Origin of the sequence: Alloactinosynnema sp. L-07, from assembly GCF_900070365.1 — a bacterium.
In the GTDB taxonomy this organism is placed as follows: Bacteria; Actinomycetota; Actinomycetes; order Mycobacteriales; family Pseudonocardiaceae; genus Actinokineospora.
Genome location: NZ_LN850107.1, coordinates 1570454 through 1583785, shown reverse-complemented (window position 1 = coordinate 1583785; position 13332 = coordinate 1570454). Strand labels below are relative to the sequence as shown.

General features: G+C 70.6%; 10 protein-coding genes. 4 read left to right on the top strand and 6 right to left on the bottom strand.

Annotated features, from left to right (window positions below; all coding sequences use genetic code 11):
• Positions 1-60: 60 nt before the first annotated feature.
• From BN1701_RS07565 to BN1701_RS07550, 4 genes are read right to left on the bottom strand one after another with little or no spacing between them, the layout of a single operon-like run.
• Positions 61-1158: a PEP/pyruvate-binding domain-containing protein gene (locus tag BN1701_RS07565; RefSeq protein WP_054046801.1), complete on the bottom strand. Its 1098-nt coding sequence runs from the start codon at positions 1156-1158 to the stop codon at positions 61-63.
• A 4-nt stretch (positions 1159-1162) separates the two neighbouring features.
• The gene (locus BN1701_RS07560) at positions 1163-2203 is read right to left on the bottom strand and encodes a histidine phosphatase family protein (RefSeq protein WP_054046799.1); all 1041 of its coding nucleotides are present in this window, start codon (positions 2201-2203) and stop codon (positions 1163-1165) included.
• 10 nt (positions 2204-2213) lie between these two features.
• Positions 2214-3125: a catechol 2,3-dioxygenase gene (locus BN1701_RS07555; protein ID WP_054046797.1), complete on the bottom strand. Its 912-nt coding sequence runs from the start codon at positions 3123-3125 to the stop codon at positions 2214-2216.
• Positions 3125-4189 carry a catechol 2,3-dioxygenase gene (locus BN1701_RS07550; protein ID WP_231949522.1) on the bottom strand — a complete coding sequence of 355 codons (1065 nt, stop codon included), beginning with the start codon at positions 4187-4189 and terminating at the stop codon, positions 3125-3127. Before BN1701_RS07550 ends, BN1701_RS07555 begins: the two co-directional genes overlap by 1 nt.
• A gap of 98 nt (positions 4190-4287) precedes the next feature.
• On the opposite strand from BN1701_RS07550, the gene BN1701_RS07545 reads away from it, so the two are divergent.
• The 3 genes from BN1701_RS07545 to BN1701_RS07535 are packed head-to-tail and all read left to right on the top strand — an operon-like array spanning position 4288 to position 6091.
• On the top strand, positions 4288-4935 hold the full coding sequence (locus tag BN1701_RS07545) for a hypothetical protein (protein WP_157367810.1): 648 nt from the start codon (positions 4288-4290) through the stop codon (positions 4933-4935).
• Positions 4932-5699, top strand: coding sequence for an IclR family transcriptional regulator (locus BN1701_RS07540; RefSeq protein ID WP_054046792.1), 768 nt, complete (start codon positions 4932-4934; stop codon positions 5697-5699). Before BN1701_RS07545 ends, BN1701_RS07540 begins: the two co-directional genes overlap by 4 nt.
• The gene (locus BN1701_RS07535; RefSeq protein WP_054046790.1) at positions 5696-6091 is read left to right on the top strand and encodes a Rieske (2Fe-2S) protein; all 396 of its coding nucleotides are present in this window, start codon (positions 5696-5698) and stop codon (positions 6089-6091) included. Before BN1701_RS07540 ends, BN1701_RS07535 begins: the two co-directional genes overlap by 4 nt.
• 47 nt (positions 6092-6138) lie before the next feature.
• On the opposite strand, the gene BN1701_RS07530 is transcribed toward BN1701_RS07535, so the two are convergent.
• Positions 6139-10005, bottom strand: coding sequence for a S8 family serine peptidase (locus BN1701_RS07530; RefSeq protein WP_054046788.1), 3867 nt, complete (start codon positions 10003-10005; stop codon positions 6139-6141).
• A 268-nt stretch (positions 10006-10273) separates the two neighbouring features.
• Positions 10274-12679, bottom strand: a complete 2406-nt coding sequence (locus BN1701_RS07525) for a LuxR C-terminal-related transcriptional regulator (protein ID WP_054046787.1) — start codon at positions 12677-12679, stop codon at positions 10274-10276.
• 123 nt (positions 12680-12802) lie between these two features.
• On the opposite strand from BN1701_RS07525, the gene BN1701_RS07520 reads away from it, so the two are divergent.
• Positions 12803-13279 (top strand): DUF1579 family protein, encoded by a 477-nt coding sequence (locus tag BN1701_RS07520; RefSeq protein ID WP_054046785.1) that lies wholly within the window; start codon positions 12803-12805, stop codon positions 13277-13279.
• Positions 13280-13332: the final 53 nt, after the last annotated feature.

Genomic DNA, 13332 nt, shown 5'->3' with positions numbered 1-13332 from the left:
CGGGTCTGTGGAACATCGATGCGGTGACAGTCCTGAGTGGACCGCCGACCTGACCCGGTGTCAGGTGTGCTGCGACCCCTTCCTGGCGTACAAGGGGTTGACGAGGGTGTCTACGATCGAGGAGACGAGGTCGGACTTCGCGGCGACGGCGTGCGACCGCTTGCTCCAGACCGTCTCCGGACGGGCCTGCAGCAGGACGATCGCCTCGCCGCTGGGCAGGTCGTCGTCCACGGCCCACTCGATGTCCTGCGCGCACCCGTAGTGCTTCTCGGCCGTCCTGGCGAGCCGGGCGACGGCGACGATCTCCTCGTCGGTCAGCGACGGCACGCTCACCCGGTCGGCGTCGAGCGGCACCCGGTCCACTCGGGGGCAGTCGACCCCGTCGACCAGGAGGTGGGCGTGGGTCTTGGGGCTGACCGTGCGCCGCTTGATGGCCCACAAGACCTTGTCGACCAGGAAGTTGTCCGGGGTGACGTCACCGGACACCACGCCCTCGCCGAAACCCCAGGCCGAGTCGATGCAGATGCCCGACCGGTCCCCGTTCGACGGGTCGAGCGTGAACGCGACCCCCGCCGCGCGCGGCCGGACCATCTTCTGGACCGCCACGGCCATGTCCACGTGGTTGTGGTCGTAGTGCATCTCTTCGCGGTAGGCGATGGCGCGATCGGTGTAGAGGCTCGCCCAACAGGCGCGGATCTTCTCCAGCACCGCGTCGATCCCGCACACCCACAGGTAGGTGTCGTGCTCGCCCGCGAAGGAAGCGTCCGGCGAGTCCTCCGCCGTCGCCGACGAGCGCACGGCGACCGGGACGTCTTCGACACCGCAGCGCGCGCAGAGGTCGGCGTACATCTGCCGGATGCGCTTCTCGTGGACCTCGGGCAGCCCCCAGCTCAGCACCAGTTCGCGCGCCTCGACGGCCGCGCGGGCCAGTGCCGCCTGATCGGTGAGGTCGACGTCGTCGATCAACTCCTTGATGCGGGGCATGAGCCCCGATGCCGCCCGCGCGTCGATGAACACCTGCGTCGTGACCGCGAAGCCCGGCGGGACCGGCAGACCCGCCTGGCTCATCGTGCCCAGGGACGCGCACTTCCCGCCGACGAGCGCGTGCTGCTCGGGACAGAGGTCGTCGAAGAGGACGGCGGTGGGGTGGTCGGCCATGGTGTCACTCCTGGAAACGGGGGTCGGAGTTGGGCGGCAGCGCGTCGAGGTCGGGGATGACGACCTCCTGGACGCGGTTGCGGTAGAGCACCAGCGCGGTTGTCCCGCCCGCGACGAGGCGGACTCGGACGAACTCGGTGTTGAATGGCTCGCCCGGGTCGTAGCCCATGGCGGCGGTGGCGAACGCCCGGATCGGCCCGGAATGGGTGGCCACGACGATGGTGCGCGCCTCGGTGTTCGCCCTGGCGGTGAGGATGCCTCGCCAGAACCGGCGCACGCACGACACCGGCGGCTCGAAGTGCAGCATGGGCATGGTCAGCCAGTGCGTGATCGGGTCCCCGCCGCCCTGCTGGATGCCCCAGAACCGGTCGACGTCGACGAGCCAGCCGGGCCGCTCCCCGAGGCCGACGCGCTCGTACTTCTCCATCACCCGGTGGTAGGTCCGGAACGCGCTGGTGACGTCGCGCGGTCCGTCGGGCGTGGCGACCTCGAAATTGCGGAAGTTGCGGTCGTCGTGCAGTTCGCCGATCACGGGTTCGCGGCCGAACAGCCCGGCGTTGTCGAGCAGGCCGCGGCGCAGGTGCTCGCCGGTCTGCCTGGCCCGGTTCGTCGGGGCGCACAGCAGCTCGACCGCCATGCCGTCGGTGACCCGCCTGGCCAGTTCCTGGCCGCGCCGATGCGCCTGCCATGACCCGAGCGGGGTGAGCCCCGACTCCGAGGAATAGCCCTGGGTCTCGCCGTGGCGCACCAGGTAGATGTCGCAGTCGATCGCCGCGTGCTGGTCGCGCCGCTCGGGGACGATCTCCTTGGTGCGGGTCACCTCGGCCCAGGCGCGCGACGCGCCGATGACGTTGCCGTCGAACATGACCGGGTCGGCGCGGTGGTCCTTCTCGCGGAACCGCCGCAGGTACAGCGGGGTGCCGTCATCGTCGGGCTGGTCGGGCGTGACCGGCGCCGACTTCCGGGACAGGTGGCGGGTCAGGTACGCCGGTGCGTCAGGTCGCTCGGTGCGAGGCAGCGCGCCGATGCCGTTCTCGATGGTCATCGCCCGCCCCTCAGCTGTGGACCGTGAGGAACTGCTGGTTGACGACGCCGTCGTAGTAGAACATCGCGCGTCCCATCTCCGCCTCGGTCCAGGTGATCGGCTCGGTACCCGGGTCGACCCAGTAGCCGCCGGTGAACATCTCGTTCCGGTTGCCCACCGGGTCGAAGAAGTAGAGACACTGGCCGCGGGTGGCCCCGTGCCGCGTCGGGTTCGTCTCGATGCTGACCCCGTGGTAGACGCACGCGTCGGCGGCGTTGCGCAGGTCGTTCCAGCCGTCGACCCAGTAGGCGAAGTGGTGCAGGCCGCGGTTGGGTCCGGTGATGAACGCGATGTCATGCGACCGGTGCGAGACCTCCAGCCAGCAGGCGATCTGGAACCCGTCATCGCCCAGAACCTGTTCGGTGAGCCGGAAGTCGAGGTGCTCGCTGAGGAACCGGGTGTTCGTGTCCACCTCCTCGGCGGTCAGGAACACGTGGTCGACGCGCGGGGGCGCAATACCGACGAGACCCATCGGGCGCGGCGGCGGGTTGGTCTGCGGAAGGAGGTTGCCGACCTGCCGCATCCCGTGCACGAGTTCCATCTCGTGTCCACTCGGGAGGGTGAAGCGGATCGCCGCGCCGTGGCCGGGGGCCCATTCGTCGGCGGAATACCGCCGGACCGCGACCCCCGCGGCTTCGAGCCGGTCCTGGTAGTGGTCGAGATCCTCAGCGTCGGTCACTTTGAAACCGAAGTGGTTCAGGCCGTGCGTGGGCTCCAAGGTGAGGACCACGCTGTGGTGCTGGTGCTCGTCCCAGCACTTCATGAACACCCGGGACTCGTCGCGCCCGGTCTCGATCATGCCGACGACCTCGGAGTAGTACGCGGTGGCGAGTTCGAGGTCCGGGACCCGGATCTCCACATGGGACAGTCGCAGAATGGTCATCAGGTGTGCACCCTCATGAATCGGTCGTTGAGCTCGCCCTCGTAGTAGAAGACGGCCCGTCCGATGTTGTCCTCGGTCCAGGTCAGGGTCGGGAAGTCCGGGTCCGGCCGGTATCCGCCGGTGAAGACCTCGTTGCGGGTTCCGAGCGGGTCGAAGAAGTAGATGGTGGACCCGCGGGTGATGCCGTGCCGGGTGGGACCGACGTCGAGCTGGATTCCGTTGTAGGCCAGCACATCCGCGGCGTCGCGCACGTCGTCCCACTCGTCGAGCCAGAACGCGAAGTGGTGCAGGCCGCCGTTGGCCCCGTGGACGACGGCGAGGTCGTGCGGCGAGTGCGAGCGCTCCAGCCACGTCCCGAGCTGGTGGCCGTTGCCGTCGAGCAGTTGCTCGGTGATCCGGAACCCGAGCACGTCCATGTAGAACCGCGTCGAGTCGCCGACTTCCTCGGTGGTGATCAGCATGTGGTCCATCCGCGGCGGGCGGATCCTGTCCCGCGGCTGGGGGTCGAGCGGGTCGCGCCGGAGGCGGGAGGTGCCGACCTTCTCGACGTCGGCGACGAGTTCCATGTGGTGCCCACTCGGGGTGGAGAAGCGGATCGACTCCCCTTGGCCGAGCGACTCCCCTTTGCTGATCCGCTCGACCGGGAAGCCGTACCTGGTGACCTTGTGCTCAAGGTCGGCCAGGTCGTCCTCGTGGTGGACCTTGAAGGACATCAGGTCCATGCCCATCCGCGGGGCATAGCGCAGCCGCAGCGAGTGGTGGTCCTCCTCGTCCCAGCACTTGAGGTAGACCGAGTCCTCGGTCAGCGCCGTGATCTCCATCCCGAGCACTTCGGTGTAGTACGCGGTGGCGAGGTCGAGGTCGGTCACCGTCACATCGACGTGGCCCAGCCGCAGGATGCCCCGGGGCGGACCGGCGACCGTGGCGCGACCGGCCTGACGCGTGTCGGACGGATCGACCCGTGCCCCGTCGGGGGGCGCCCATGGCGCCTTCATCCGGCGCGTGCCTGGCGGGGTCCCCTCGGCCAGGTCAGCCTGGCTTGTGACGCCGTTCACATCAACCATGTGGGAAAACGTAAGCCGGGAGCGTGGCGGGCGGGTGCACCGTTCCGCTATACGGAACACAAGGTGCCGACCGCGCTCGAACGGGTCACGCTGTGGAGGTGCGGGAGAAGGCGCCGGAGGCGATGCGCGACACGGTCCGGGAGTACGTGTGGGCCGTGCACACGACCTATCTGGACCACGTGCGGTACCTGCCACCCGCCGAGCGCGGGGCGCTGCCGCTCGTCGCGGCCGACATCACCGTGATCGCCGCGGCCGCCCACCGGCTCCACTTGGTCGCCACCACCGACGCCCTGCCCGCGCCCCGCGGCCCGGAGGTGGCGGTGGTCGACGAGTACGACGGAACCCGGTGGACGCTGCGCTTCTACGACCCGTCGGTGCTGCCTGAGCTGGGCATCCTCACCGAGGACGCTCCGGACGACATCCGCCGCGTGCTCGGGGTCAGCGACACCGTCTACCACCTGACGGTCGCCGTCGGCGGCGGCCTGACCGCGCACCACGCCCAACACTCGGGGGTGGCGCTGGCCAACATGCACGCGAAGACCGCCCGGGACACCGACCGGCTCCGGCGGGCCCTGCCCCACCAGGTCGGTCTGGTCGACGAGTTGGCCGCGTGCGTCCGCATCGGGCTCGACCGCGCCGCCGCGCTGCTTGCCGCCGACCTCACCGCGGGCCGAGTCACCCCCGCACCCGGGTCCACAGCGGACTCCTGCCTGGAAGCCGTCCTGCGCGACGTGACGGCACGATGACCGCGAGCGCGGAGCGGCTGTCCAGTGTGGCCGCCGCCGCCCGGATCCTGCGGGAGTTCGGCAAGCACAGCACCCAGCTCGGGGTCAGCCAGCTGGCCCGCCGGGTCGGCGTCGGCAAGAGCACCGCCCACCGGATCATCTGGACCCTGGTCGAGGAAGGGCTGCTGGAGAAGGTCGAGGAGACCGGGCTGTTCCGCCTGACCTCCGCCATGCGTTCGCTGGGCGCCAGCGCCGAAACCGCGCAGCGACTGCACGAGGCGGCCACGATGCCGCTCGACCACCTGCGCACGCTCACCACCGGCACCCTGCACATCGCGATTCTCGACGGCCCCGACGTGCTCTACATCGAGCGACGCGAGGGGCCGGGCACGATCCCGGTCTTCCGCTCGGTCGGTGCCCGCAACGCCGCCCACGCGACCTCCAGCGGCAAAGTGCTGCTCGCCTACCTCCCGGCCGAACAGCGGGACCGTCTCATCGAGGGCATGCGGCTCACCCCGAAGACACCCAGAACACTCACCTCGCGCGCCGCGCTGATCGCCGAACTCACCACGGTCCGGCAGCAGGGCTTCGCCGAGAACCGCGGGGAGTCCCAGGCGGGAATGTGCTCGATCGCGGCACCGGTGCGCGACCCGCTCGGCCGGGTGGTCGCGTCGGTGTCGGTCGCACAGTTCGTCGAGGATGTCGACGCGGGACTGCGCCACCTGGCCCGGCACGTCGTGGAGACGGCCGCGCGCATCTCGGCCGGGCTGGGGTGGAGCCAGTGACCGGCCGCTGGCAGCGCGTCTGCCGAGTCGAGGAGGTCCCGGCAGGCAGGCCCGTGGGCCGGATCGTCGGGGAGTCCGACCGCGTGTGCGTGGTGGACAGGGGCGACGGCGAGTACGTCGCCATGCTCGACCGGTGTCCCCACCGGGATGTCGCGCTGTCGGATGGTGTGGTCAGAGACGGGACGCTGGTCTGCCCAGGTCACTTCTGGTGTTTCGATCTCGCGACCGGCGAGCGCACGGACCTGCCTGAGCGGGGAGCGACCGTGTATCGGACCCGCGTCGTCGATGGCTGGGTGGAGGCCGAGCTGCCGCCTCCCCCGTCGCGTCGGTCGATCCGCGAGTGGCTGCTGTCCGAGGCCCGAGCGCGAAGCGGCCAGCCCGCGGACGGGTGACCAGGCCTGCCTGCGAGCAGACCTGGTCACCAGGTGGGCCTACTCGCCTACGGTGTCGCCACGGTGCTTGCGAGTTGGGTGCGGACGTACCTGTGGCCGGAGTGCGGCGACCGGCCGGTCGCGGTGACGCGGACGTTGTAGCTGCCCGCTTCCGTGGTCCGGGTGAAGCGGCCGGTGACGAGCGGCAACGCGGCCTCGGGCGCACCGCCATTCCGCCTCGGCATGGTGTCCGAGAGTCGCATCCGGGCGGCGGCGAACTGGAACAGGTCCGGCTTGCCCGCCGCCAGCAGCCGTGCGCGCAATGCCAGCAACTTGCCGACGTCCTGCGGCATGGAGTCGCCATCGGGCACCTTCACCGGGTCGATCCCACGCAGAGCCTCGGCGTGGGTCTTGCTGAGGCTCTGCAGGCTGAGTGCCGGTGCCACCACCAGCCCCGTCGGCTTGCTGGGGTTGAACAGCCGGTTGCCGTCGGTCATCTTGGTCGTCACCAGCAGTGGGCTGCCCGCGGTGAACCGGCGCGGACCCAGGCTGACGTGCAGGTGGATCGGCGATCGCACGAATCCGGCCGCGGTGAAGCGGGTGTGCCGTTCCCGTGCGGTCGACACCTCGATGAACCACTTCCCGGCCAGTGGCTCCGCGACGTCGAACGCGACGTACCCGCGCCCTTCGGTCCGGCGCAACAGGCTCGAGTGCGCGGGCACCAGCCTGCCCTTCGGGTCCCGCAGGCGCACGCAGATCTGATCCGCCTTCTTGGCGCTCTCCGCCACGAAGCGCAGCGATGTGTCCGCCCAGGACACCGTGAAGGTGGCCTGGGCCGCCTCGTCATCGACGAAGGCCGCGACGCGACTGGTGGACGCGAGCGCCGACTCGTTGACGACGATGCCGTCGCCGGAGACCTGGCCGCGGATGTAGTTGTAGATCTCGAACAGGTCGTCGATCGTCGGCATGAAGTAGTAGCGGCCGTCGGAGATGTCCGCGATCTGCTCCAACAGTGCCTGGTCCGAAGCGGGCCCCATCGCGCAGGTGTACACCGGCACCGTGCTCGGCAGCGTCGCGACGGCGTCGAGTGCCGACGGCTTCGCCGGATTGGCCGCGTCGCACCCCTTGTTGTCGTACCCGTCGGACAGCAGCACCATGGCGCGGCTCGTCACCGTCGACGTCGCGAGCAGATCCCGCGCCTTGACGATGCCCTCACCCATGAACGTGCACCCGCCGAACACGGTCGTGTCGACCTCGGCCTTGGCCGCGTCGCGGACCGGCTGGCCGGTGATCGTCTGCGCGGCCGGAGCGGGACCCGTCGGGAACTCGACGTCCCCGGTGCTGCCGAAGCTGACGACGCCGACCTGGTCGTCCAGCGACATCAGGTCGAGGAACTGCTTGGACGCGGTCCGGGTGACCGCCTCGTATCCGTAGACGATCATGCTGCCCGAACGGTCGATCACCGGGACGACGCTCACCGGCGCCGCGGGCGGCACCTCGGCGTTGTCGATCACGAGTGCGAAGTCCTGCCACGGGGTCGCGATGTCCGGCCGAGCGCTCGCCGACACGGCCGCGGCGATCACGCGGACCTCGTAGGTGCCCGCCGGGTTCTGGAGGTAGACGCACTCGATGTTGTTGATGTTGTCGAACACGCCGCCCGCCGCCGAGAACCCGCCCGCGAACACGTTGCCCTTGAACACGACGCCGGTGTCCAGCTCGGTCACCTCGAGGTCGAGGTCGTTCACGATCGCGGGGTTGGCCACGACCGCCCCCGGCGCGTCCGTCCACGCGAGAGTGATCCGCAGCGGCCGGGTCGGGTCGGCGGGCGCGACCCGGATGAGGTGCTCCTGGCCCGCCGAGGTGAACGCGTGCCGCTGGTCGGAGAAGATCTTCGGCCCGCGGTCGGACACGGGTGCCTGTTCGAGCACGTTCTCCAGGCTCACCCGTCCCCAGCCCTGGTCGTTGTTCGGGATCGACGTGAGCGGGGCCGTGTCGCGCAAGTTCAGCCTGGTGGCGCCCGCGGAGATGGGCCGGAAGGTCATGACGTCGGTGCCCGCGTCGTAGTGCCAGTGGCCCGGACTCACCACGGCCGCGACGCTGCCGACCTGGGTCATCGCCCCGAACACGCCGCCCGGGGCCTGGTCGACCGCCTCGGCCGGGGTGTGGCCGAGCGCGGAAACCGAGCGCAGACCGCCACCGAGGTTGGTCCACTCCGCAGCGGAGTACGACCTCCAGTTGGGGCCGCCCGCCATGTCCTCCGCGCCGTTGATGACCAGCGCCTTGGCCATCGCCGCGCTCGGGGTGGCGCCGCCGGTGCGGGCCCGCCACCACTCGATGATCACCGCGATCGCGCCCGTGACGTGCGGAGCGGCCATCGATGTCCCGGTCATCAGGACATGGCCGCCGGTGCCCGCCTGCGCGGAGTTCACGTCGGTGCCCGGCGCGCAGACGTTGGGCAGGATCCGGCCGTCCGCGGCGGGACCACGGCTCGAACTCGACGCGATGCCCTGGACGTCGTCGCTCGGGAAGCCCTGCCCGGGGCGGGCGTTGAGCGAGTTGCCGACGACGATGACGTTCTTGGCTTCCTTGGGGCCGGTGATCGTCCCCGACCGCCCGCCCGCGTTGCCCGCCGAGAAGACGATCACCAGCGAGTCGAGTCCCGCGGTCGCGTCGTCCGGGTCGCGCACCAATTGGTCATACCGGCGGGCGGCGGCGGTGTAGCCACTCCCGGCGGGCGACGAGAACCACGAGTTGTTCTGCACGGCGGCACCGTTGTTCACCGCGTCGCGCGTGAACTGGCCGAAGTCCGCGGGCGGCCATGGGCCCTCAAGTCCGTTCTGGGTCACCAGACCGGATTGCGGGGCGACGCCGAGCCCGCTGAGGAAGTCGTCCGGCGCGGCGCCCTCGGTGTCGCCGCTGCCCCCGTTGCCGACGGCGATGCCCGCGACATGGGTGCCGTGTCCTTGGACGTCGAGGATGGTGGCGCTTGAGTCGTAGTTGACGAACGCGACCTGACGGCCGCGGATGTCGAGGTGGCCGGTCGTGTTGTTGGTCGCGTTCTTGTCGACACCGGTGTCGCAGATGGCCACGTTCACCCCGGTGCCCCCGCCGAGACCGACCGACGCGAGCCAGCCCAGGTAACCGGTCGTTGGCGGAATTTGCTCACGGACCAACTGCGACTCGCGCTCGCCGTCGAGACCGGGCTTGTCGTCCACTCGTTCGAGCAGCCGGACATGCGGCAGGCGGGCGATCGTCGGGATGCTTTCCGCGTCGATCTCGACCGAGATCGTGGCGTAGAGCGGCGCGTCGGACTCGGCGCGCGAGTCGCTGACGACCGTCCCGTTCACTTCCTCGACCGCCTGGCGGACCTCGTCGACCGCGGACGGCGGATAGACGGAGACGCTGACGTAAGAGATGGTGCCGGTGGCGTCCGCCAGGTTCGGGTGGATCCGGTAGGCGGGCTTCATCGGCCCGGTCCACGTGACGAAGGTCAGCTCGATCAGGCGCGCGACCGCGTCGGGGGTCCCGCTCACCAGCACGCCGTACGCGCCGGTCGGCTCGATGACATCGACGCCGCGAGCCTCGATCTCGGCGAGCCACTCGGCGCGCGGCGGTGCGACGAGCTGGATGAGGTGGTGCGGCCACTCGTCGGCGAGTTCCGCCGGGACCTCCAGCTCCGCCGGAACCGGCGGACTCTCCGCGTCGCTCTCCGTGTCGATGAGGGTGGCGCCGAGGTCGATGAGGCCGGCGCCCGGCATCATCTTGACCCGATAGCCCTGCGCCTCCAGCGCCTCCAACTGCTCCTGGGCCCCTTTGACCACAGCGCCCTCGGCGAGCATGGCCTCGACTTCGACGCCTGCGTCCGACTCGGTCTCGCTCGGCCGGAACTGACCCGTGGCGGCCGAGCGCGGCGTGACGATCGCCTTCGTTGTCATGTGAACTCCCCTGGATCCAGTTTTGTGGGTGCAGCGCTCCGCTTCCTCGCGTCTACTTTGAGTGATATGCGACTACCAGTGGTGACGACCGACTCCGTTCCTGTCAGTGTCATCGCCGGCGCGCGCCGTCATGTGACGCCCATCACAACTGAGCGTTGCTCGCCGCTCGTTGGCCCATCCCGGACCAGCTCGCCGAGGTGCCTGAACACGTGCGGCGCGCACGTGGGCAAAGCCAGGTTTGTGAACCGGAGCTGGTTGTCCGATAGGGCTACCGAGTGTGGTCCCGGTGCGCCGCGGCGAGTTGGGTGCGGTTGGCGATGGCGAGTTTGGCGTAAACGTGGGACAGGTGAGTCTTCACCGTCGCTCGGCTCATATACAGCTTGCCCGCGATGTCCGGGTTGTTCAGGCCTTCCACCGCCAACTCCACCACGCTCAGTTCCGTCGGTGTCAGACTCGCCCAGCCGCTGGTGGGGCGTGAACGTTTCCCGCGTGAGCGGCGCGCGTAGGCGACCCGGTCGTCCAGCGGCATCGCCTGGTCGCGCAGGCGGTCGTCGGCGGTGAGGTCGGCCAGGGCCTCCAGGCTGGCCACGCAAGCCAGACGCAGGCCGTGCTCCCAACGCAGCGCCAGCGCTTCGTGGTGCAGGTCGACGCTGGCGTCCACTGTGGCCTGGACGGTCAGCGCGTCGGCGGCGAAACCTGGCATTCCCATCGCCCTGGCCTGGTCCAGCGCCTCGGCGGCGTGCTGACGGGCCGCCTCGGGGTCGCGCAGCACGGACGCCAGGCCTACCCGGGCCGCCGGGTGCGGCAGGTCCCTGGTGAACCACGCCGCGGCCGCGTCCTGGTCGCCGCCCGCGCGGTGCAGTGCGGCGATTCTCTGGGCCAGGCCGGGGATGAACACGCCACCGGCCTCGGCGACCGCGCGCACCGGCTCGACCGCCGCCCACGCCCGCTCCAGGTCGCCCGCGAGCGTGTGCACGTGTGCCAGCACCGCACGCGCTGAGCCCACCCGGTGGTAGTCGCCGAGCGGGGTAGCCACTTCCACGGCCTGTTCGGCGAGCGCGCGAGCGTGGTCGAGGTCGCCGGTGTGCGCGACGCTGGTGGCGAGGAAGCCGAGCGCGGTGGCGCCCACGCCGCGGTCGCCGCGCGGTAGCAGCCCGGCGACCGCGGCCTCCAGCAGCGGAATCGCGCGCGCGTGGTCGTCGCGCAGGTGGCAGACCAGGCCGTGGAGCACCATCGCGGCGTCGTGGGCGAAGCCGGTGTGCCCGGCCGCCGCGTCGGATTCCTCGGCCAGCGCCCACGCCGCGTCGAAGCCGGTCGCCAGGGCGCCCACCGCGCTGAGCGACAACGCCAGCGCCGCCGTCTCGTCGTCGCCCACCTCGCGGGCTATCGCGGCCGCCTCGGCGGCCGCGGCGTACTCGGGACTGCCTGCCGTGTCGCCAACGAGCGCGAGGCCGGTGAGCAGCCGCGCGCGTAAAGCGGTGCGCTCGGGACACGCGTCCACCGCGCGCCGCAGCAGGGAGAGTCCTTCACCGCCGTGGCGGCTGAAGTGCCAGTACCAGGCCAGGTCAGCTGCGAGCCGACAACCATCCACACGCGACAGTCCCCAGTCGACCGCGGCACGGAAGTTCTGGTAGTCGGCGCCGATCAGCACGCGCCACGAGTCCTTGTCGCTGTCCAGCAGCGGCCGCGCGGACGCCGCGACGGCGGCGAACACTTCGAGATGCCGGTCGCGGACCGCGTCGGGGTCGGCCAGGCGGGACTTGGCGTACTCGTGGACGGTCTCCAGCATCCGGTACCGGGTGACCTCGCCGGTGGTGTCCGCGACGAGCAACGACTTGTCGATCAGCGACCGCAGTCCCAGCAGGACCGGGCGCCCGCACACCCCTTCCGCCGCCGCCGCGGTGAACCCGCCGTGGAACACCGAGAGGCGGTCGAACAGCGCCCGGTCTTCCGCGTCGAGCAGGTCGTAGCTCCACGCCATCGACGCCGACAGCGTCTGGTGCCGCGCGGCCACCCCGTGCGGACCGCGGATGAGCAGCCGAAACCGGTCGTCGAGTCCATCGAGGATCTCCCGCGGCGACAGCGCGCCCGTCCACGCGGCGGCCAGTTCGACCGCCAGCGGCATCCCCTCCAGCCGCGCGCACGCGGAGCGGATCGCGTCGTCCTCGCTAGTCTGGCCCGACCTGGCGTGGAAGAGCGCGAGCGAGTCAGCCGCGGTCAGCGGGGGCACGCGCCAGACCACCTCGCCTGCCACCCGCAGCGGCTCGCGGCTCGTGGCCAGCACGGTCACCCCAGGGCAGCGAGCCAGCAACTGGCTCACCACCTCGGCGGCGGCGCCCAACACGTGCTCGCAGTTGTCCACGCACACCAGGACGGACTCGCCGCCCAGTTGGGCCGCGAGCGTGGCGACGGTGCCGTCGCCCGCGTGCGGGACGCCGAGCGCGGTCGCGACGAGCGGGGCGACCGTCGCCGGGTCGGCCGTGGCCGCCAGGTCGACCCAGGCGCCGTCGCGCTCGCTCGCCACACGCGCCGCCAACCGGGTCTTGCCGCAGCCCCCGGGGCCCGCGAGTGTGACCATCCGCGCGGTGGCCAACACCCCGGCCACGGCCTGCAATTCCGTCTGGCGCCCGATGAAGCTGGTCAGCTCGGCGGGCGGCCCCTGATAGCCCAGCATCGCTGTGCAGTCTGCCAGTCAGCCACCCTCGCGGCGCATATCAGCCACGTGGCTGATCTTCTGGGCTTCCGCGCACTGCAGGATTGACCTTGTCACCAAGACGGAGAACAAGGAGAGAGAACGATGTCGGAGAACACGCAGATCCAGCCCCTCACCCCGGATCCGGCCCTCAAGGCCCTCGACAAGTTCATCGGCTCATGGGAGATGCGCGGCGGGCTGGTCGGCGCCGAGGAGCAGAACATCCACGGAAAGGTCGAGTTCCGCTGGATGCCGGGCGGCTTCTTCCTGGAGCAGCACATCAGCCTCGACTTCGCGGGCATGGTGCAGATCGACAGCACCGAGATCATCGGCTACGACCCGGAGACCGGCACGTACCCGTCGACGGTGTACTCGAACATGTCCCCGCAGCCGCTGCCCTACCTGTGGCGGGTCGACGGCGACGAGGTGACCATCACGGTGAACTACGGCCCCCTCGACGCGACCTTCACCGGCCGCTTCACTGACGGCGGGAACAGCTTCGGCGGCTCGTGGCGGCCCAACCCGGGCGCCGACGAAACCGTGAACGTCGCCTATGACGTGGCGGGTGGCCGCGTCAGCTAGTGCTAGCCATAGGCCGCCGGGTTGGGCCGGCCCGCCACTGGGGGTGCGGGCCT